The organism is Clostridium sp. AM27-28 (assembly GCF_003480955.1).
Classification (GTDB): Bacteria; Bacillota; Clostridia; order Lachnospirales; family Lachnospiraceae; genus Otoolea; species Otoolea fessa.
In genome coordinates this window covers 264,526-285,414 of the sequence record NZ_QUJT01000001.1, presented here as the reverse complement: position 1 = coordinate 285,414, position 20,889 = coordinate 264,526, and the positions used below count along the sequence as shown (strand labels likewise).

The 20,889-nt window shown below is 51.0% G+C and carries 13 protein-coding genes and 2 riboswitches; of the genes, 4 read left to right on the top strand and 9 right to left on the bottom strand.

The features are described from left to right. Window positions 1-18: 18 nt before the first annotated feature. Window positions 19-1,338: an aspartate kinase gene (locus DW720_RS01345; RefSeq protein WP_107000817.1), complete on the top strand. Its 1,320-nt coding sequence runs from the start codon at window positions 19-21 to the stop codon at window positions 1,336-1,338. A gap of 387 nt (window positions 1,339-1,725) precedes the next feature. On the opposite strand, the gene DW720_RS01335 is transcribed toward DW720_RS01345, so the two are convergent. Then, window positions 1,726-3,372 carry a DEAD/DEAH box helicase gene (locus DW720_RS01335; protein WP_107000818.1) on the bottom strand — a complete coding sequence of 549 codons (1,647 nt, stop codon included), beginning with the start codon at window positions 3,370-3,372 and terminating at the stop codon, window positions 1,726-1,728. A 411-nt stretch (window positions 3,373-3,783) separates the two neighbouring features. On the opposite strand from DW720_RS01335, the gene DW720_RS01330 reads away from it, so the two are divergent. Further along, window positions 3,784-4,596, top strand: a complete 813-nt coding sequence (locus DW720_RS01330; protein WP_022359467.1) for an amidohydrolase family protein — start codon at window positions 3,784-3,786, stop codon at window positions 4,594-4,596. Between the two features lie 96 nt (window positions 4,597-4,692). Here DW720_RS01330 and DW720_RS01325 read toward each other — a convergent pair whose 3' ends face one another. Next, on the bottom strand, window positions 4,693-6,342 hold the full coding sequence (locus DW720_RS01325; protein ID WP_118749170.1) for a hypothetical protein: 1,650 nt from the start codon (window positions 6,340-6,342) through the stop codon (window positions 4,693-4,695). A gap of 268 nt (window positions 6,343-6,610) precedes the next feature. Continuing rightward, window positions 6,611-6,690, top strand: a riboswitch (ZMP/ZTP riboswitch). Between the two features lie 84 nt (window positions 6,691-6,774). On the opposite strand from DW720_RS01325, the gene pflB reads away from it, so the two are divergent. Further along, a complete protein-coding gene (gene pflB / locus DW720_RS01320; protein ID WP_279221034.1) occupies window positions 6,775-9,078 on the top strand; it encodes a formate C-acetyltransferase in 2,304 nt (767 codons plus the stop codon). Window positions 9,079-9,080: 2 nt separating this feature from the next. After that, window positions 9,081-9,893, top strand: coding sequence for a radical SAM protein (locus tag DW720_RS01315; protein ID WP_118492941.1), 813 nt, complete (start codon window positions 9,081-9,083; stop codon window positions 9,891-9,893). 336 nt (window positions 9,894-10,229) lie between these two features. Here DW720_RS01315 and DW720_RS01310 read toward each other — a convergent pair whose 3' ends face one another. The 7 genes from DW720_RS01310 to DW720_RS01280 all read right to left on the bottom strand — a co-directional run bounded on the left by DW720_RS01310 (window position 10,230) and on the right by DW720_RS01280 (window position 20,597). Continuing rightward, window positions 10,230-10,919 carry a response regulator transcription factor gene (locus tag DW720_RS01310; protein ID WP_022359471.1) on the bottom strand — a complete coding sequence of 230 codons (690 nt, stop codon included), beginning with the start codon at window positions 10,917-10,919 and terminating at the stop codon, window positions 10,230-10,232. 49 nt (window positions 10,920-10,968) lie between these two features. Continuing rightward, window positions 10,969-12,444, bottom strand: a complete 1,476-nt coding sequence (locus tag DW720_RS01305; RefSeq protein WP_118492943.1) for a HAMP domain-containing sensor histidine kinase — start codon at window positions 12,442-12,444, stop codon at window positions 10,969-10,971. 268 nt (window positions 12,445-12,712) lie between these two features. Then, the gene (metK, locus tag DW720_RS01300) at window positions 12,713-13,900 is read right to left on the bottom strand and encodes a methionine adenosyltransferase (protein WP_022359473.1); all 1,188 of its coding nucleotides are present in this window, start codon (window positions 13,898-13,900) and stop codon (window positions 12,713-12,715) included. Window positions 13,901-13,978: 78 nt separating this feature from the next. After that, window positions 13,979-14,122, bottom strand: a riboswitch (SAM riboswitch). A gap of 96 nt (window positions 14,123-14,218) precedes the next feature. Next, window positions 14,219-15,511: a UDP-N-acetylglucosamine 1-carboxyvinyltransferase gene (locus DW720_RS01295; RefSeq protein WP_022359474.1), complete on the bottom strand. Its 1,293-nt coding sequence runs from the start codon at window positions 15,509-15,511 to the stop codon at window positions 14,219-14,221. A 290-nt stretch (window positions 15,512-15,801) separates the two neighbouring features. Continuing rightward, the gene (locus DW720_RS01290; RefSeq protein WP_118742795.1) at window positions 15,802-18,282 is read right to left on the bottom strand and encodes a hypothetical protein; all 2,481 of its coding nucleotides are present in this window, start codon (window positions 18,280-18,282) and stop codon (window positions 15,802-15,804) included. 335 nt (window positions 18,283-18,617) lie between these two features. Beyond that, a complete protein-coding gene (locus tag DW720_RS15650) occupies window positions 18,618-19,481 on the bottom strand; it encodes a hypothetical protein (RefSeq protein WP_182436502.1) in 864 nt (287 codons plus the stop codon). A 195-nt stretch (window positions 19,482-19,676) separates the two neighbouring features. After that, window positions 19,677-20,597 carry a sugar phosphate nucleotidyltransferase gene (locus DW720_RS01280; RefSeq protein ID WP_118493572.1) on the bottom strand — a complete coding sequence of 307 codons (921 nt, stop codon included), beginning with the start codon at window positions 20,595-20,597 and terminating at the stop codon, window positions 19,677-19,679. Window positions 20,598-20,889 lie beyond the last annotated feature (292 nt).

The following is a 20,889-nucleotide window of genomic DNA, read 5'->3' as shown; positions in this document are numbered from 1 at the left end:
GAAGGAACAAAGAACATCATGAAAAAAGTAGTAAAGTTTGGCGGAAGTTCCCTCGCCAGCGCAAAACAGTTCAAAAAAGTCGGAGATATTATCCGTGCTGATAAATCCAGACGCTACGTTGTACCGTCTGCTCCGGGCAAACGCAACAAAAATGACACCAAAGTAACCGATATGCTCTATGCCTGCTACGAAGCAGCTTCCACCGGCGCAAGCTACGGCAAGCTTCTCTCCGCTATCAAAGAGCGCTATGAGCAGATCATCGACGGTCTGGAGTTGAATTTAAACCTCGATTATGAGTTCAAGACCATCGAGGAAAACTTTATCGCAAAAAAAGGCAGCGATTACGCAGCTTCCCGCGGTGAGTATTTAAACGGTATCATCATGTCCCATTACCTGGGCTATGAGTTCATCGATGCAGCCGAGGTAATCTTCTTTGACGAGAATGGTACATTCCTGTCCGAGAAAACCAATGAAGAGCTGTCCGAACGCCTCGCGCACACTGAGCGCGCCGTTATCCCAGGCTTCTACGGGTCCAATCCGGACGGCACGATCCACACCTTCTCCCGCGGTGGTTCGGATATCACTGGCTCCATCGTAGCCCGCGCGATTCACGCAGACCTCTACGAGAACTGGACCGATGTATCCGGTTTCCTGGTAACCGACCCGCGCATCGTGGAAAATCCGGTTCCGATCGAGACCATCACCTACAAAGAACTGCGTGAACTGGCTTACATGGGTGCCAGCGTCCTTCATGAGGATGCCATCTTCCCGGTACGCCGCGAGGGCATCCCGATCAACATCCGCAACACCAACAAGCCGGAGGATCCGGGTACACTCATCGTCGAGAATACCTGCCGGAAGCCGAAATACACCATCACCGGTATCGCCGGAAAGACTGGTTTCTGCTCTGTCACCATCGAGAAAGCGATGATGAACTCCGAAATTGGGTTTGGGAGAAAAGTTCTGGGTGTCTTCGAGGACTGCGGTATTTCCTTCGAGCATATGCCGTCCGGAATCGATACGATGACCATCTTCGTACACCAGTCCGAATTCGAACAGCATGAGCAGTTCGTTATCTCCAACATCCACCGCGCGGTACAGCCGGATTCCATCGAGCTTGAGTCCGATTTAGCACTCATCGCCGTCGTAGGACGCGGCATGAAGTCCACCCGCGGCACTGCCGGACGCATCTTCTCCGCTCTGGCACACGCCCGCATCAACGTCAAGATGATCGACCAGGGTTCCAGTGAACTCAACATCATCATCGGCGTGAAGAACGCAGATTTCGAGGCGGCTGTGAAAGCGATTTATGATATTTTTATTACGGCGGAGCTGTAAGAGCAAATTTTAAAGTTATTAAGATAAAAAGTCATCTTTGAGACAAACAAAACATCTCAAAGATGACTTTTTATAATTTTATCTTTATGATATACTAATACAGCTACCACCCCTAGACAGGTGCAGAAAGGGGGTGTGCCATTTTGAATATATTTCTGTCTTTTCTTGTGTCCGTCGTGGCAAGTGTAATCGCCTATTACATATGCAAGTGGTTGGACGGACATCGTTAGGTAGTCAGCCAGAGGCTTAAGCCACCTCGCCCAAATGGAATAAAATCCCTCAGGTGTGCCCGCACCTGAGGGATTTGTTTTTGTGCCACTTTGAACACTTTTGTCTTTTCGCCTAATGGCATTATAGCATATGCCAAATATAATTTCAATATGCTCTTTACTTCCGGTTCGCCTTCTCCATATGCACGTTCTTGCCCTTGATCTTCGCACCGCGCATCGCCTGCAGTACAACGTCCGCATGCTCTCTCGGCACCTCGACGAATGTGTAATTATCGAACATATCGATACTTCCGACCATACGTCCCGGCATGCCGGATTCTCCGGCGATCGCACCGAGGATATCGCCCGGACGGATGCCCTGGTTCTTTCCGATGTTGATGAAGAGACGCGCTACGTCCTCATTTCTGCCACGGCTTCCTCTGCCGTTTCTTCCACCACGGCTGCGGCGGCTCTCATCCTCGAGATCCTCCAGCTCACGCAGCGGGCGGTTCTCCTCTAAGAGCTCCTCGCCCTCTTCGCCCATCATCATTTTGAGCAGCGCTGCTGCCAGATCGAGCGTCGTGTAGTCCTCTTCCAGCACACGTTTTTCTACAATATCGATCACCTTGCTCAGATCGCTGTCCTGCAGCACCTCGCCCACCTGGTCGAGAATCTTATCTGCCTTGATGGAGGTCACATCGTCCAGAGACGGAATCGCCTGCGGAATGATGCGGGTCTTGCAGTAGCGCTGGATCTCGCGCAGCTTGTAAACCTCTTTGCCAACTACGAGGTTAAACGCCTTGCCCTCGCGTCCGGCACGTCCAGTACGTCCGATACGGTGTACATAATACTCGTCATCCTGCGGTACATCATAGTTGAATACCGCCTCAACGTCATCGACGTCGATACCGCGGGCTGCCACATCCGTTGCCACCAGAATGTCCGTCCGTCCGGTACGGAATGCACGCATGACACGGTCACGCTGCTCCTGTTTCAAATCGCCGTGAAGCCCTTCTGCAAAATAGCCGCGTCCCTGTAAGCCCTGTACCAGCTCATCGACCTGCTTTTTCGTGTTGCAAAATACCACTGAGAGCTTCGGATCATAGAGATCCAGCAGACGGCACATAACCTCCAGCTTATTCTTCGGTTTTACTTCATAATAATACTGGGTTACCTTCGGAACGGTCAGCTCTTTCTTGACCACGCGCACAATCTGCGGATCTTTCTGGAAGTTCGTCGCGATCCGCTGAATCGCCTGCGGCATCGTCGCTGAGAACATCAGCGTCTGTCTCTCCTCCGGCAGTGCGCTTAAGATGGTTTCCATATCCTCTAAAAAGCCCATGTTCAGCATCTCGTCCGCCTCGTCGAGGACAACCGTGTGGATCTGATCCATCTTGACGGTTTTGCGGCGCATGTGATCCATCACACGCCCCGGCGTACCGATGATAACCTGCACACCATCCTTGAGGGAACGGATCTGACGTCCGATCTCCTGTCCGCCGTAGATCGGCAGAACCTTGACACCGTGCATGTATTTTGCCAGGCGGCGGATCTCCTCAGATACCTGGATGGCAAGTTCACGGGTCGGGCAGAGAATGATCGCCTGCGGCTTCTTATTCTTCGGATCGATCTTCTGTAACAGCGGAATACCAAACGCAGCCGTCTTACCGGTACCAGTCTGTGCCTGTCCGATGATATCCAGTCCCTGCAGTTCCAGCGGAATCGCCTGTCCCTGAATCGGAGAAGCCGCCTCGAACCCCATATCGGTGATCGCACGCATGATCTTTGCATCTAACTCTAAATCTTCAAATCTGATTGTTTCCATTCTATTCCTTTCATTGTCTGATTAACGGTCTGCACATTCCGGAGATACATTTCATATATCATATTAGTTATCTTTTTTGCATTCTTCCGGAATATTTACAAAAAAAGAAAGAGGCAGTTTGCCCCTTTGCAATACGCATAGCTATCACTATACCAGATCATAGTGTGGATGTCAAACAGATGGAGAAAAATTTGACATCCACCCCATTTGGGACTACACTAACAGTTGATTTCATACAGTTGCTGCATGCTCTATGAACCTGCCGGACTGTCACTGCATTTCTTATTTATATACACCCGAAGTTTTGTTGCACCGGATTTTCTCAAAACTTCCAGACATACATCACAGCAGAAAGGAGGACAGCGCCGTTCTTTTTCCAAAAGGTTTTTGATACAGGCGCCTGTTATCATTATGAAAATCATTGATTCACATTTGCACTTTTGTCCCGGTTACCCGCATTTCGATGAGATTGCCATCGAAGCCGGTCATATCAATAATGAAGAGCATCTGCGGGAATGCTTTCAGAAATATAATATCGTCGGCGGCATCGTCATGGGAAACCGCGGCGTTCACCCGGATAATCACACATACCCGGATTTTCTGCGCTATTGCGTCGGCGTCGAAGCACGAAAACTGACGCCGGAAAAGATTCAAAAGACATGCGATCTTGTCGAAGAAAACTTAAAACGGAATACCTGCGTCGGCATCAAACTCTACCCGGGATATGATTCCATCTACGTTACCGACGAGCGCTTCGAACCGATCTACGACCTCGCCAAGGCGTACAAAAAGCCGGTTGCCATCCACACCGGACAGACCGCCGGTTCCAAAGCATTCATCAAATACAGCCATCCGCTGACCCTCGATGAAGCCGCCGTCCGCCATCCGGATGTCCAGTTCGTCATGTGCCACTTCGGCAACCCGTGGCTGATGGATGCCGCCGCCGTTGTCGAGAAAAATGAAAATGTCGCCGCCGACCTCTCTGGGCTTTTAGAGGGCAAATTTGACATTCCGGAGTTTCTGGAAGAGCAGAGCGGGTATATCAGCACCCTGAAAACCTGGCTTGCCTACATCCGCGACTATGATAAGCTCATGTTCGGCACCGACTGGCCGCTCGCCAACTATGAAGATTACATCGAAATTACGAAACGGCTGATTCCGGAAAAATATTGGGAAACTGTGTTCTATCAGGCGGCGGAGCGGATTTATCATTGCAATTTTTAATGGATTTTTAGAAATCATAGCTCTTTTAAACCATAAAAAAGATATTGAAAACGGCTTATTTCAGGCTGTTCCCAGTATCTTTTTTATCTCAAAACATCATTCTTTCCCGGCACCTGTCACATCTAAAAACACATCCGCCACTCTTTCCATCCCCAGATACGCATACGGCAGCAGCAGCATAAAATACACCACCGAATACTGCCCCTTCGCCTCCCAGACCAGATGGAACAGGAATCCCCCAATAAACACGATTCCCGGAAGCAGCATCCCCCATCTGTCCGGTTCTCCACGTTCCTGCCTCTCCCAGACCGTTTCCATTCCCTGTTTTTTCACAGCCTTCACAGTTTTTTCTGCTTCTATCCTCTTTTCCCATGTTCGTTTCATCAGGACATGCTTACTTCGGCTTCCTTTGGCACTCATCCCGGCAATCACCCATACACACGCCATCGCATACACAAACGTCTGCAACAGATTCGCCGCAAAAACATAGAGCCGGTTCAGACCCCCTTCTTCCTTGAAAAGCTCCCATGGCGGGCTTTCCTCCGCCCAGGAGGTATTTCCCACCTCCTGGATCCAGAGACTCTGAAAGGTCGGTTCCGCCCAGATTGACTCGATCTTCCGAACAAAGAAATCAGCGGCTTTCGCCGGTTCCTCTGCCATATCTGAAATCGTTTTCCGCAAATCTGCCTGCGCCCATGCGGCCGCCAGATCCGCATCCCCATCTGCCTTCTGAAAGAGTTTTACCTGATAGCCATTGTACCAGCCCGGTCCACGTTTGCTCTCCTCCAGTCCCATCTGCACCCAGGCAATCATCGGCGCACCGTCCGATACCGTGCGTCCGGTCACAGAAGAAATTCCTGTTTGAATCCCCCGGTTTCCAATCACATACACTGTAATCAGAAGCACCGCTGCCACCAGCAGGCGTGCTTTCCTTCGAAAGACTCCCGAGGATGCCAGATACAAAAACAGCGCCACCAGCACAATCTCATAATTCGACTTGAGGATCACCGCCGCCGCTACTGCTGCCGCGCCAATCCAGAAGTCTCTTCCCCGCCCCTCTTCCACATACCGCACCAGACGTTCCATCGCCAGACACGAAAGTCCAAATCCTGGCATCGTACCGTACACGAAGAGGATATAGAAAGAAAATGGCAGACAGCACGCCATCCACAAAAGCAGGCTGCACCTTTCGTTTCCCCGTACCGTCATCCGCTGCAGGCTCACGATTCCCAGAATAAAAAAACCGATATTTAAAATCTGGAAAACTGCATACGCCGCATCCCCAAAGAAAAATACCAGCACTGCCATATAGAGAATCAGCCCGTTCTGAGACGGGTAAGTGTACGCATACCCAAGCGGTCCTTCCGCTGTCCCATACGAATACGCCACCGGCTCCCAGGCGCTGAAATCGCCCTGCAGAAGTCCCTGCGCGGACGCCATACACTGATGAGAGTCAGAACCGCCCCAGGACGGGACAAGGAGAATCCAAAAAAGATAGGCAGCAGCCGATAAAAGAAGCCACTGGTTCTTCCGGCACTTTCGTTCCTTTCTCCGCCTGTAAAACACCGTCAGTCCAATCACACCCGCACCAAAAAACAGGTGCAGAAACAGACTGTCCCTTCCATACTGTACAATCTCAGAACCTCCATAGACCCGGCAGGTCACAACCGCGCTGAGCAGTGTCAGGAAAAAAAGAATTCCTCCCAACAAAATCCGCACCAACCCGACACAAAATTTTTCCAGCATTTCCTTCCTCTCTTCTGTCATTTCTGTCAAATTCAGGTTTCATCATTACTGTTCAAGCATCGTGCCCAGCAACTTTTTATCCCTTTTTCATTCCCATCTGTCCTAAAACTTCACTCATTTTATCAAGTCATTTGCTAAATGTCCACTCTTTCCGGCACTCTTTTTGTTACTGTGAACAGCTACGGACTTGAACTGTTACCTCTTCACTGCTACCTCTTCCCCCAAATATAGCTTGACATTCCTCTTCGGTTCTGATATACCTTAAACATAGCAGTCATACAACTGACGGATAAGTGGATCAACCACATGAAGTATGACTGGAAATTGCCGACCGTCTGGGCGTCACAGCACAGACCGTGGGTATTTTTTTTACTTTTTTTCACTCTCACTGTCTCTGCTGGGATCGAAATTTTTCAACCAGGAGGTAAACACATGTCTGCTATGTATCAAACATTCCAAAACACACCTATCTTTCAAACAGCCTGGAGAGGTTTTCTGGGCTCCAAATGGACCGACGAAGTGAACGTCCGCGATTTCATCCAGAACAACTATACGCAATATGATGGCGATGAAAGCTTTCTCGCTGCCCCAACCAGTGCCACTCATCTGCTCTGGGAACGCCTTCAAAAGCTTCAGAAGAAAGAGCACGAAAAGGGCGGTGTGCTCGAATGCGAAACTGAAATCGTATCCAGCCTGACCGCCTATGGTCCGGGATATATCGATCCGGAGCTTAAAGATCTGGAACGCATCGTCGGACTTCAGACCGACAAACCACTCAAGCGGGCTTTTATGCCGTTCGGCGGAATCAAGATGGCGGAGGAAGCCGCCAAAACCTACGGCTACCATGTCAATCCAAAATTTCATAAAATCTTTACCGAATACCATAAAACCCACAACCAGGCCGTCTTCGATGCATATACCCCGGAAATGAAAACCGCCCGCCACTGCCATATCGTCACCGGACTTCCGGATACCTATGGACGCGGCCGGATCGTAGGCGACTACCGCCGGATCGCCCTGTACGGAATCGATTTCCTAATTCAGGAAAAGAAAAAGGATCTGGAACGCTGTGGAAATGGCGCCATGTTTGATGACATCATCCGCCAGCGGGAAGAGATCGCCGAGCAGATCCGCGCTCTAAAGGACATTCAGGAGATGGCTGCCATCTATGGTTTTGATATCTCCCGTCCGGCTTCCAATGCCAAAGAAGCCGTCCAGTGGCTCTACTTCGGTTACCTCGCTGCCGTTAAGACCCAGAACGGTGCCGCCATGAGTGTCGGACGCATTTCCACCTTCCTTGATATCTACATCAACCGGGATTTAACAGAACAAACACTGACCGAGATCGAGGCGCAGGAATTAATCGACCATATGACAATGAAATTCCGCATGGTAAAATTTGCCCGGATCCCATCCTACAACCAACTTTTCTCCGGCGATCCGGTCTGGGCAACGCTGGAAGTTGCCGGTCTGGGACAAGACGGGCGTCCGATGGTAACGAAAAACGATTTCCGCTTTTTACATACGCTGGAAAATATGGGACCGTCCCCGGAACCAAACCTGACCGTCCTTTACTCTTCCCGCCTGCCAGAGGCATTTAAGAAATATGCTGCCAAAATCTCCATCAACACATCCTCGATCCAGTATGAAAACGACGATGTCATGCGTCCGATCTGGGGGGACGACTACAGCATCTGCTGTTGCGTCTCCGCCACCCAGACAGGCAAGGAAATGCAGCTGTTCGGCGCCCGTGCCAATCTTGCCAAATGCCTTCTCTATGCCATCAACGGAGGCAGAGACGAGAAATACACTGCCAAAGACGGACGTCCGATGCAGGTTGGTCCAGCGTATGCGCCGATCACATCCGAATACCTCGATTATCAGGAAGTCATGCATAAATACGATCAGATGCTGGACTGGCTGGCGGGCATTTATGTGAATATCCTCAATTTGATTCACTATATGCACGATAAATATTACTATGAGTCCGCTGAGATGGCGTTGATCGACACGGATGTCCGGCGTACCTTTGCCACCGGAATTGCCGGTTTCTCCCACGTGGTCGATTCTCTCTCCGCGATCCGGTATGCAAAAGTGAAGGTCATCCGTGATGAATACGGCATCGCCCGCAAGTTTGAGACAGAGGGCGATTTCCCACGCTACGGAAATGATGACGACCGCGCCGACGAGATTGCCGTATGGCTGTTAAAAACCTTTTTACATAAAGTAAAAAAATACCACACCTACCGGAATTCCGAGGCAACCACCTCGATCCTCACGATCACCTCCAATGTTGTATATGGCAAGGCAACCGGCGCACTTCCGGACGGACGGCCGGCATTCACCCCGTTTGCCCCAGGCGCAACTCCTTCCTACGGCGCAGAGCAGAACGGTCTGCTCGCTTCTTTAAACTCGGTCGCAAAGCTTCCATATGAATATGCGCTCGACGGCATCTCCAACACAGAAACGATTGCACCGGGGGCGCTCGGTCACTCCGAGACAGAACGGAAAAATAACCTGGTTCACGTCCTGGACGGATATTTTGATCAGGGCGCGCATCATTTAAATGTAAATGTCTTTGGAATCGAAAAACTGAAGGACGCGATGGAACACCCGGAAAAACCGGAATATGCCAACTTCACCATCCGTGTTTCCGGATATGCCGTTAAATTTATCAATCTGACCAGAGAACAGCAGCTCGACGTGATCGCCCGTACCTGCCACGAGGTGCTGTAACGATGCATACCGGTTATATTCATTCCATCGATACCTTCGGCTCCGTAGACGGTCCCGGTGTCCGCTTCGTGGTATTCATGCAGGGCTGTCTCATGCGCTGCCGCTACTGCCACAATCCGGATACATGGGTACTGCCAAAGGAACTTTCCCTCCCGGACGTCTCCACCCACACCTCCGGCACATCCGCTCTTTTCGAAGGTGTTTCTTGCCCATCTAAACACACCGGTTCGCAGGAAATCACCCCGGAAGCACTTCTTCGCCAGGCACTCCGCTACCGGAGTTACTGGCGCGGGGGCGGCGGCATCACCGTCAGCGGCGGAGAACCGCTCCTTCAAGCTGACTTTTTATGTGAACTTTTCCAGCTTGCCAAAGAACAGCACATTCACACCACACTGGACACCGCGGGACAGCCATTTACCACCGCCGAACCTTTCTTTTCCCACCTGACCACGCTTTTAGAGCACACCGATCTTGTTATTCTGGATCTGAAACACATCGATCCGGAAAAACATCGTCTTCTGACTGGGCACTCCAACGAATCCATTCTTTCCTTTGCCCGGTTTTTAGACCAGATTCATAAGCCCCTGTGGATCCGGCATGTTTTAGTCCCCGGCATTACCGATGATCCGGCCAACCTGCATGGAATCCGTGCATTTCTGGACACACTTTCAAATGTGGAAAAGGTAGAAATTCTCCCATACCACACGCTCGGCATCTATAAATGGGAAACGCTCGGCATTCCCTATTCCCTGTCCGACATCCGTATCCCGGACGAGAACGATCTGAAGCGGGCAAGCCAAATCTTGTTGGGATGAAAAAGAATGTGCCTTGGCACCTTCGGGCGTCTCACGCGGTCGCTTGCGACATGTTTCTGCTTCGCGCGAGTGCGCATCCTCGCGGAGCATTTTATATGTTACTGTTCACGCATACGTGCCCAGTAACGGAATTTGCCGTGGCTTCGCATTTAAATACGGCAAATTCCTGCTGCCACCACGTTTTCTTACGGCACTTTCGGTTCCAAAAGTGCCTACCCGTGAACAATAACTTTTATATTTCATAGGACGCAATTTCCTATGAAATATAAAACGGCCCTTGGAAAGCGCTCCTGTTTGCGTTTCCCAAGGGTCGTTTTTATGTGGCTTACCCAGTCATCAGACTTTAAACCGGTATCCAACACCCCATATCGTCTCAATATACTGCGGTTTCGCCGTGTTGAACTCGATCTTCTCACGGATCTTCTTAATATGCACGGTAACCGTCGCGATATCTCCCAATGACTCCATATCCCAGATCTCGCGGAAGAGTTCTTCCTTGGTAAATACATGGTTCGGGTTCTGTGCTAAAAAGGTCAGCAGGTCAAATTCCTTCGTCGTGAAGTTCTTCTCCTCGCCGTTGATGTAAACGCGGCGGGCAGTCTTATCAATCTTGAGTCCCCGGATCTCGATGATCTCGTTTTCCGGCATACCGCTGCCGATCAGGCGCTCATAACGCGCCAGATGCGCCTTGACACGCGCCACCATCTCGCTCGGACTGAATGGTTTCGTGATATAATCGTCCGCGCCCAGTCCCAGACCGCGGATCTTGTCAATATCGTCCTTTTTCGCAGATACCATGATGATCGGTGTGTTTTTTACTTCCCGGATCTTCTTGCAGATCTCGAAGCCATCGACCCCTGGCAGCATCAGATCAAGAATCAGAAGATCAAAATCTTCCTCCATGCCGCGTTTCAGTCCCGTTTCTCCATTATTTTCTATCTCAACCTCAAAACCAGAAAGCTCCAGATAATCTTTTTCCAGCTCTGCAATACTCTCCTCGTCTTCTACGATTAATATTCTGCTCATCTGTGAATTCCTCCTGCTGTTTTTATTTAAACGACCAAACTTCAAATCACTATGCCCCGACATACTTGCGCAAAACGAAATGGATCTCCGTTCCGATGCCTTCCTTGCTGGTCGCCCAGATGCGTCCGCCGTGATCTTCGATAATCTTCTTTACGATCGAAAGCCCGATGCCGCTACCGCCCTTGGACGAATTTCTCGACGAATCCGTCCGGTAGAAACGATCGAAAATATACGGCAGATCTTTCGCCGCGATTCCCTTTCCGTTGTCCTCGATGATGACCTGGATAAAATCGCCGTCATCCTTGATGCGGATATTTAAAATACCCTTTTTCTTGTCCAGATATTTGAGCGAATTTCCGATAATGTTGTTGATCACTCGCTTCATCTGCTCCGCGTCCGCGATCACGACCACATCCTCGTCCACATAGTTGAAATATCCCAGCTCGATGCCGCGCGTCTCCATATCCAGACCAACTTCCTCAACACAATCACCAAAATATTCCGCCACATTGATCTTTGAAAAGTTATACGGAATCTTGTTCGTATCAATCTTCGAATAGAACGTCAGCTCGTCAATCAATCGATCCATATCGTTTGCTTTATTATAAATCGTCCGAATATATTTATTCAATTTCTCAGGTGAAGAAGCCACGCCATCCTGAATGCCTTCCACATACCCCTTGATCGCCGTGATCGGAGTCTTCAGATCATGGGAAATATTGCTGATCAGCTCTTTGCTCTCCTTGTCGTACTGGAGTTTTTCTTCCTGCGATTCCTTGAGACGCAGGCGCATCTCCTCGAAATCCTGGCAGAGCATTCCGATCTCATCTTCATCATCCACATCGAGCGTAAAGTCCAGATTTCCATCCCGGATCTGCTTGGTCGCCTCCTGCAGCTTGTGCAGCGGACGCAGCAGAGAACGGTAGATCCACATGATCAGCAGACCGCCCATAAAACTGATGATCAGCACGCCGAGAAGCAGCATCTCTCCGAGCAGCGCCTTGATCTCCGGCACATAATCCCCGACGTTCGTCACGATGAACACACTGCCCTGTGAATCATCTGAAAACCGGAAATCGATCTGTTTGACCAGATGCTGTTCCTCGCCATCCATGTAAATACTGCCTGCCATACTTCCCTGATCACCGTACGGCGCCAGCCGTTCGCAGAGCTCGCGTCCATCCTCGCTTCCGCAGAATGTGATGTCCTTGCCCTTGCGGATGACTAGATACGAATATTTATCGCGCAGTTCTTCATTGACCTTGCTCAAATAAGCCGGTTCTTCAAATAAATCTGTATTTTCCCCGACCGCCTCGCGGATCTCCTCCTGGATTCCCTGCGTCAGCCGGTTAAACACCTGTGTCTGATTGCCGGAGAGCAGATCGATCTGCTCCGACAGCCCGTATGTTTTCTGAAACAGATGCTCCTGATAGTTTACGAGTCCGAACGCCGCCACAAATATGAGCACAATCGGAACGACCGTAATCGTCACAAAAGCAATCGCCAGACGTGTGCGTATCTTCATCCTATTTCCTCCAGTCATTGCCCGGTCTGATACCAGATTGCCCCTACAAAAATCCTCCCGCAAAACTGCGTCGGACTTCTGCGCTTTTGCTCCTGATATCTTCCACAAATAGTGTATCATATTTTGCAGATTACGTCTCTAAAAGTATTATAAATAAAAAAGCATGTGCCTTTTTGTGTAATAAAAGAGACTGCCGCAAAAGCGGCAGCCCCCTCGTTCTGATCTTATGATTTTTTACGGGCAGATATCCCTGCAGCGTTTCCTACTTTTACAGATACGCCTTTAATTCATCCACCTTATCCAGCTTCTCCCACGGAAGATCCAGATCGTCGCGACCGAAATGTCCGTATGCAGCCGTCTGTTTGTAGATCGGGCGGCGCAGGTCAAGCATCTTGATGATGCCAGCCGGACGCAGGTCAAAGTGCTTGCGGATCATCTCAACCAGCTGATCCTCACGCAACTTGCTGGTTCCGAATGTATCTACCATGATGGAGGTCGGCTGTGCAACACCGATCGCATAGGAAAGCTGAATCTCACATCTGTCTGCCAGTCCAGCTGCTACGATGTTTTTCGCAACATAGCGGGCTGCGTATGCAGCAGAACGATCCACTTTTGTGCAGTCTTTTCCGGAGAATGCGCCGCCGCCGTGACGCGCCATGCCGCCGTAGGTGTCCACAATGATCTTACGTCCGGTCAGACCGCTGTCTCCATGCGGACCGCCGATAACGAAACGTCCGGTCGGATTGATAAAGAATTTTGTATTCTCATCAACCATCTCTGCCGGCAGAATCTCGTCAAATACATATTTTTTAATATCCTTATGGATCTGCTCCTGGGTTACTTCCTCGTCATGCTGGGTGGAAAGAACCACTGCATCCAGACGGGATGGTTTGCCGTTCTCATCGTACTCTACGGTTACCTGTGTCTTGCCGTCCGGGCGCAGGTAGCGCAGGGTTCCGTCTTTGCGGACCTTGGTCAGCTGGCGTGCCAGTTTGTGTGCCAGATAAATCGGATATGGCATATATTCATCCGTTTCGTTGGTCGCATAACCAAACATCATACCCTGATCGCCGGCACCGATTGCCTCCAGCTCCTCGTCGGTCATCTTGTTCTCTTTTGCTTCCAGCGCTTTATCAACTCCCATCGCGATATCCGGGGACTGCTCGTCCAGTGCCACGATCACGCCGCAGGTATCACAGTCAAAACCGTATTTCGCACGGTCATAACCGATCTCACGGACGGTATTGCGGACTACCTTCTGGATATCCACATAGCCTTTCGTTGTGATCTCGCCCATAACCATAACCAGACCGGTTGTCGTCGCCGTCTCACAAGCCACACGGCTCATCGGATCCTGCTCTAAGAGCGCGTCCAGAATCGCATCGGAAATCTGATCACACATTTTATCCGGATGTCCTTCGGTTACTGATTCAGATGTAAAAAGTAATCTCTCCATATTTTCTCCTTTGATAAATTTGTCGTAAGACGTAAAAAAAGTCCGCAGCAACACGGACTTGATTATCTCGATCAAATCCTCTTATTGCTCGATAAACCGATCTACCGGTTCCTCGCTCAGGCTGGCACCTTCCGTTCCCTGCTGAGACTAATTTCCAGTCCCATGTAACGGGGTTGCCGTGACTTCATAGATCCTTTGTATCTCCATCACTCTGAATAAGGGATATATACGAACTTTTTAATTGTTAAAAGCTTCAACAGTACGATAACATACTCCGCGGTGTCTGTCAAGCAATATGTGACACCGCATTCTTTTTTATCAGCCCACTTTGAGTCTGAACTTCTGCGCCTCTTTCTCGGAATCGACTTTCTCGATCACCGCGCCAAGTCCCTGCAGCTTCTTCTCAAAATGCTCATAGCCTCTCTGGATATAACCGATCTCATCGACAGTCGTATATCCTTCCGCTGCCAGCCCCGCAATGACCAGGGCAGCGCCTGCGCGCAGATCTGGTGCCTCCACCTGTGCTCCAGTCAGCTTCTTCACGCCGGTAATGATCGCGGTATTGCCCTCAACCTTGATGCGTCCACCCATGCGGGCAAGTTCGTCCACATATTTAAAACGGTTTTCAAAAATACTCTCGGTCACTACACTGGTTCCCTCTGCCAGTGCCAGTGTCACGGTGATCTGCGGCTGCATATCAGTCGGAAATCCCGGATACGGAAGTGTCTTGATATCGGTATGCACATGGCTCGGGCGTCCCACAACACGAACCGCCTCATCAAACTCCGTCACCTCACAGCCCATCTCGATAAGCTTCGCAGAAATTGCTTCCAGATGCTTCGGAATGACATTCTGTACCATCACGTCGCCGCGGGTGATCGCTGCCGCACACATAAATGTACCTGCCTCGATCTGGTCCGGGATGATCGAATATTCGGTTCCATGCAGCTTGTGGACGCCGCGGATGCGGATCACGTCGGTTCCGGCACCCTTGACATTGGCTCCCATGCTGTTTAAGAAGTTCGCCACATCGACGACATGTGGTTCTTTCGCCGGATTCTCGATGATCGTCTCGCCCTCTGCCAGCGTCGCTGCCATCATGATATTGATCGTCGCGCCGACCGACACCATATCCAGATAAATATGGGTACCAACTAAATCAATCGCATGTGCGAGCACCGCGCCATTTTCCACCTGTACCTTCGCACCGAGGGCACGGAAGCCCTTTAAATGCTGGTCGATCGGACGGCTGCCGATGTTGCATCCGCCCGGAAGCGGAACCTGTGCGCTTTTATACTTGCCAAGCAGGGCGCCAATAAAATAGTAGGAAGCTCGGATCCGGCGGATGTACTCGTCATCCACATGGATCGCATGAATCCCCTTCGCATTGATGCGGACAGTGTGCCGGTCAATCCGGTCTACCATCGCGCCAATCTCCGAAACAGCCTCCAGAAACACGTTGATATCACGCACGTCCGGCAGATTTTCTATTAAAACATCCTCGTCCGTCAGAATCGATGCCGCCAAGATTCCCAGCGCCGCATTCTTCGCTCCGCTGATAGTCACTTCGCCTACCAGCGGATTTCCGCCCTTCATAATAAATTGTTCCATTCTGCACCTCAAAATCTATTATCTTACGATACTTACACGCGCCAGACGGCGCCTCAAATCTTTAATATTTTCTTAAATTTATATCATGTTATCTACATGATTATATCATAACATCTCAATTTGTAAAGCACTGGCTTTCCGTTTATTACTGTTCACGCATATGTGCCCAGTAATGGAATTTGCCGTGGCTTCGCATTTTAATACGGCAAATTCCTGCTGCCACCACGTTTTCTTACGGCACTTTCGGTTCCAAAAGTGCCTACCCGTGAACAGTAATTTCCGTTTTTCCCTTAATTGGCAAGGAAACAAATGAAATCATTGCCTCCGTTTCCCTCGAAAAATGCCGCTGCATCGTTGAGTCCCATCTTATCCGTGTAGGCAAATTCCGTGCCCGGATACCAGAGACAAGAGATGTTGTACGCGTCGTATCCACAGATCAGACCATAGCTTCCGTCTCCCAGATATGCCACCACCGGCATGCCCGCGTAGACAAAGTAGAGAATCTGGTTCAGCGTCAGCCCGCGTGCGTCGATTAACTCTGTGCCATCCGAGGAGGTCGTCTTTCCGTCCGCCATATCCGACAGATAGCGGCTGACGGTTCCCGCCATATTCTGGACGTCGCGGATCGTCTTCGCGTCGCTCCGGTTTGCTCTCACCCAGACAACCCGGTCATTTTCATCCGTTACAAGTCCCATGCCATCGTAAGCTGCCTGCACCGCGCTGGAAAATTCCGCATACGAGCCTTTCAGGCGTCCCTCGCTGTAGGCACTGTAAATCCGCTGTGCAGCCGCGCCATTGTTCTGAAGCACAATCACATCATTTTCTTCTGCTGCCACCTGCTTCGGAACATGCACCTTCGTGCTCCGTGCCGTCTTGCCTGCATCCAGCTTGACGCAGTAGAGACGCCCCTTTGCGCTGTCATTTAACGTAGCGATTCCATCCAGTGGATCTTTCGACACTTCCTCATTACAGACCAGCGTGTCCTCGTCCATCGGCTGATAGCCGCTTCCTATCTGGCGCATCCGTGACAGATGAACCCGGCTGTCCTGAATCCGCACATCCACCAGGCTGACACCCGGCTTCTCATAGCGGGTCTCCATCTCCATATTGCTGCCGACGATCTCGACCGCATACAGCGGAAGCCCCGTCACGCGTCCATCCATCGTAAGCTGCTCGTTCGGATGAGCAAGCCCGTAGACTAAGTCGGTTCCGACAAATCCGATCAGCCGGATCACGGTCTGATCCGGGAAGGAAATCTCATCCTTCTTGCCTGTCTCCAGATTCATGACATGCAGCTTGGTCGAACGGTAAATATCCGCCCCATCCTGCCACGCAATCCGGGAGGCATCCGTGCTGACTGCAAAATTTTCCTCCGTCAGGCCATCTGCCACCACCATGTACTCTTTTCCCGTCAGATCGACACTGTAAACCGCATGGTTCATCAGCACATACAGCGTCTGCCCGCCGCTTAAGTAGCACAGCTGGTTGATATCCTGGCGCAGGTTGCCGTAATCGGTCGATGCCGGCAGATACAGCCGCTCTGTCAGGGCATTTCCCGCAGTCTCATAGCGGTATAGCGCGATTCCCGTCGTTCCCTCGTGGTTACCGCGGCTCATATAGCCGTACACGGCAAAATCAATCTGGCCTGCCTCGCTCACATCCAGAATCTTGATTCCGTAGGTATCATAATTGACCCTCGTATCATTCTCGCTCTTGCGGAACGCAAATACCTTTGTGCTCTCTTTTTTTCCTGTATCATAAATCCAGAGCGCCCGGTTTGCCACAAAGGCACGGTATTTCCCCGCTTCATCCTGCATCGACTGCAGATCCTCCGCATCCGAAACCCCCAGCTGAATCCGGTCACCAGAATAGGCGCTGCTCTCCCCCGTAAAAATCTGGTCCGCGCGGCGGTCATAATTCATCATGTAGATGCGCTGTGCGCCCAGCTTCATCGTGAAGCTCTCGATCACATCGTAATAAGCAGCCGCCTTGCCATCCTTCATCTCACTTACAACATACTTTAAATCGATCGTCCCAATGATGCCCTGCAGCTCCCGCAGATGAATTTCCGGTTCGCTGACCCGCTCCATCGAAAGCCCTTTCCAGGTCAGTTGGCTGAAATCGCTTTTTAACGTCACATGTCCCAACGAACTGTTGTCCGCATTCGGATCCGTCTCCAGATAGGTCGTCAGCTCCCTCGCTGAATCATAATCAAACGTCTTTTCAGAAAAGGACACCGCCAGATCGACCATCTCCTGCACACGGCTCTCCTGCTGCCACATCACGCGCGTGTAAAAATAGATCGCCGGGTGCTTTTCCGTCGCGATCGCAATCGTTAAGCGGTATTCGCTTTCCTCCGTCAGAAGGTTCTGGATCGGAAGCTCCGCAGAAACCTCTTCCCCTGACTGTTCCCAGTGGTCAAGCGTTGTCCGTTCTACCAGACGTTCGCCGTCCAAACTGCGGATCTCATACTGCATCCCCGTAATCTGGGAGTCCAGCTTGTCGATCGTCACCGACAGTTTCCGGTCTGCCGGAAGCAGCGTCAGATCCCCGCGTCCAGCCGCTTTCTGGCTGTCCTCCACGAAACCGTCCAGCTCGTTCATCCGCCGTCCCAGAATATTCACATAAGCGACTGGAAGGTTCGCGTCCTCAATCGAGGTATAGACCGCCCCATCCTCCCGCAGCTGCATCCAGGACCAGGTAAAATAACCGGCTGCTGCCAGCACAAATAAGATCAGTAAAATCAGTATCTTTTTCAGGTTTTTCTTCATATATCAAATCAATTCCTTTTATCTCTCCACCATACCAGTTCCGTATCTTCACAGGTACAGGAAAATCTACCCGCCGAACTGTTTCCGTTTTGTCATGCACGCCAAAAACTGCCGCAGGCACCCATCTGTCCCGGCGGCAGCCTTTGTTTCAGTATAACACAAGCAGGCTTCAAATTCCAGAATTTCTATGATTTGTAAGAACTCCGATTGTGTTACTGTTCACGCATACGTGCCCAGTAACCCGATTGTTCTTTTTCCAAATCGGTAAAATTCGTTGTCACACCTGGATGTTACCGCATTTTAATTTAAAAAATTTACACCTGAAAACCGCAATTTCAGCACTTCCGACACCGTCTTCGCTCCTGCAGCTCATTCATTAATAAAACCTGAAGAAAATCCTGAAGCGGCGCTCCCCACGGATTCCCCGGTCTCCCCGGGCGCGGTCCCGGCGGCGGAGGCGGCGGTCCCCACGGATTTCCCGGTCCTCCCGGGCGCGGTCCCGGCGGCGGGGGTGGCGGTCCCCACGGATTTCCCGGTCCTCCCGGACGCGGTCCCGGCGGCGGGGGCGGCGGTCCCCACGGATTTCCCGGTCCTCCCGGGCGCGGTCCCGGCGGCGGGGGCGGCGGTCCCCACGGATTTCCTGGTCCTCCCGGACGCGGTCCCGGCGGCGGGGGTGGCGGTCCCCACGGATTTCCCGGTCCTCCCGGGCGCGGTCCCGGCGGCGGACTCCATGGACGGCGCTCCTGCGCGGTCAGATTCGGCTCATCCGCCTCCCACACCATATATCCAGCGTTTCCGCCCTTCTGTTCGCCCCGAAGTGGTCCATACCATACATCATTTCCAGGAAGATGCGGCTGTATGCTGGTTCCCGCCAGATTCTCTTCTCTTTCTCCACCAGGAGAATCTATTTTCAGGGAATTTTCCACCATCGCCGTTCCTTCTTCTGTGGATACGGTGCCCACGTCCGCCGCCTTTATATAGTTCGTCAGTGTATCCGTCCTTTCCGTTCCAGCCGGATAAACCTTCTGCCATTTTTCCAGTGCCCGTTTTGTCAGTTTTTCCAGAAAGATCCGATCCGGATATTCATCATAGATGGGACTCCCCTCATACTCCAGCTCATCACAGACCGCTTCCACGCAAAGCTGCATCTGCTTACATGCAGCCGGATAAAGACTCTTAAAATATGCAAAATCCTGCATCGGACTGCCATTCCCCCTTAATTCAAGGCTTACATGGTATCCTATGCAGGATTTATGCGTATCATGTTATTCTCACGTACCGTTTTTCACGTTATCCTCTGCACAGCCGAATCAGCTGCACCATTTCGCAGTATCGTTCTCATGATGTTTTATCTTTTCAAATAATTCTGTTTCTTTAAACTGTTCCTCAAATTATCAAAACAGTTTTTCCGGGTACACGCCATCACGGATCAGCGCCCGGATCGACTCCGTCACGCTCTCCTTATCCTCACGGTAGGTCACACCAAACCAGCAGTCGTGCGTCTCCAGAAGTTTCACCCTTGCGCGCCCGTCGTGGATCATCTGATCGATAATCGTCGGAAGCAGGTACTCCGACTTCACGTCGCCCTCTTTCAGCCCCGCAAGAAACTCTGGAAATCCTTTTTCCAGCTCCTCCACAAAGCCCGGTGTGAGTCCCCACATATTCATCGATACATGCTGGTTCTCCTGAACCGAAACCGGATTCCCCTCTTTGTCCGTCGCCGTCATGCCGTCCGCTGTCTTCTGGATATTGTAGGTTTCGGTTACGCGTTTTAAAATCTCTCCCTCGCCCACCTCACAGACGCCGCGTGTCACGCCGCCGTTCTCGCTGAGCGTATTTGCCAGAATAAAGCCGCCCATGCAGATATCATACACCGGTGCGTTCACGTCCATCTGTTCCACCATGTATGTATGAATCTTTCGGAACACTTCTTTTCCATAATAATCATCCGCATTGATCACCAGAAATGGCTCTTCGACCAGTCCGCGAATGCTCAAAATCGCCTGTCCAGTTCCCCACGGTTTTTTCCGGTCTGCCGGGACACTGAATCCCTCCGGTACATCCGAAAGCTCCTGGAATGCGTATGTCACCGGCGCAATCTTCTCAATCCGGTTCCCGATCACTTCTTTGAAGTCCTCCTCCAAATCATGACGGATCACAAAGATAATCCGGTCAAATCCAGCTTCCAGCGCGTCATGGATAGAGTAATCCATAATGATCTCCCCATTCGGACCCACCGACTCCAGCTGTTTGATCCCTCCGCCAAAACGGCTTCCGATTCCGGCTGCCATAATGACAAGTGCTGTTTTTTTCATCTTCCCTCTCCTCGTCCGTATATTTGCTGCCATCTGAACATTATGTAAACAACAACATTTTTACTGCAATCGTATGTCCAGTATAGCACAGAACCCCTGTGGTTGCAATCATCCACAGGGGTTTCCATTTCCCCAACAAGGTATCATGGTTACCGTTCACGGGTAGGCACTTTGGGAACCGAAAGTGCCGTAAGAAAACGTGGTGGCAGCAGGAATTTGCCGTATTTAAATGCGAAGCCACGGCAAATTCCGTTACTGGGCACGTATGCGTGAACAGTAACTATCTGGGAGC

Bases quoted from the DNA above. Each gene is read 5' to 3' on its own strand.
- DW720_RS01345 (WP_107000817.1), top strand. From the start codon at position 19: ATGAAAAAAGTAGTAAAGTTTGGCGGAAGTTCCCTCGCCAGCGCAAAA.
- DW720_RS01335 (WP_107000818.1), bottom strand. From the start codon at position 3,372: ATGGAAACAATCAGATTTGAAGATTTAGAGTTAGATGCAAAGATCATG.
- DW720_RS01330 (WP_022359467.1), top strand. From the start codon at position 3,784: ATGAAAATCATTGATTCACATTTGCACTTTTGTCCCGGTTACCCGCAT.
- DW720_RS01325 (WP_118749170.1), bottom strand. From the start codon at position 6,342: ATGCTGGAAAAATTTTGTGTCGGGTTGGTGCGGATTTTGTTGGGAGGA.
- pflB (WP_279221034.1), top strand. From the start codon at position 6,775: ATGTCTGCTATGTATCAAACATTCCAAAACACACCTATCTTTCAAACA.
- DW720_RS01315 (WP_118492941.1), top strand. From the start codon at position 9,081: ATGCATACCGGTTATATTCATTCCATCGATACCTTCGGCTCCGTAGAC.
- DW720_RS01310 (WP_022359471.1), bottom strand. From the start codon at position 10,919: ATGAGCAGAATATTAATCGTAGAAGACGAGGAGAGTATTGCAGAGCTG.
- DW720_RS01305 (WP_118492943.1), bottom strand. From the start codon at position 12,444: ATGAAGATACGCACACGTCTGGCGATTGCTTTTGTGACGATTACGGTC.
- metK (WP_022359473.1), bottom strand. From the start codon at position 13,900: ATGGAGAGATTACTTTTTACATCTGAATCAGTAACCGAAGGACATCCG.
- DW720_RS01295 (WP_022359474.1), bottom strand. From the start codon at position 15,511: ATGGAACAATTTATTATGAAGGGCGGAAATCCGCTGGTAGGCGAAGTG.
- DW720_RS01290 (WP_118742795.1), bottom strand. From the start codon at position 18,282: ATGAAGAAAAACCTGAAAAAGATACTGATTTTACTGATCTTATTTGTG.
- DW720_RS15650 (WP_182436502.1), bottom strand. From the start codon at position 19,481: ATGCAGGATTTTGCATATTTTAAGAGTCTTTATCCGGCTGCATGTAAG.
- DW720_RS01280 (WP_118493572.1), bottom strand. From the start codon at position 20,597: ATGAAAAAAACAGCACTTGTCATTATGGCAGCCGGAATCGGAAGCCGT.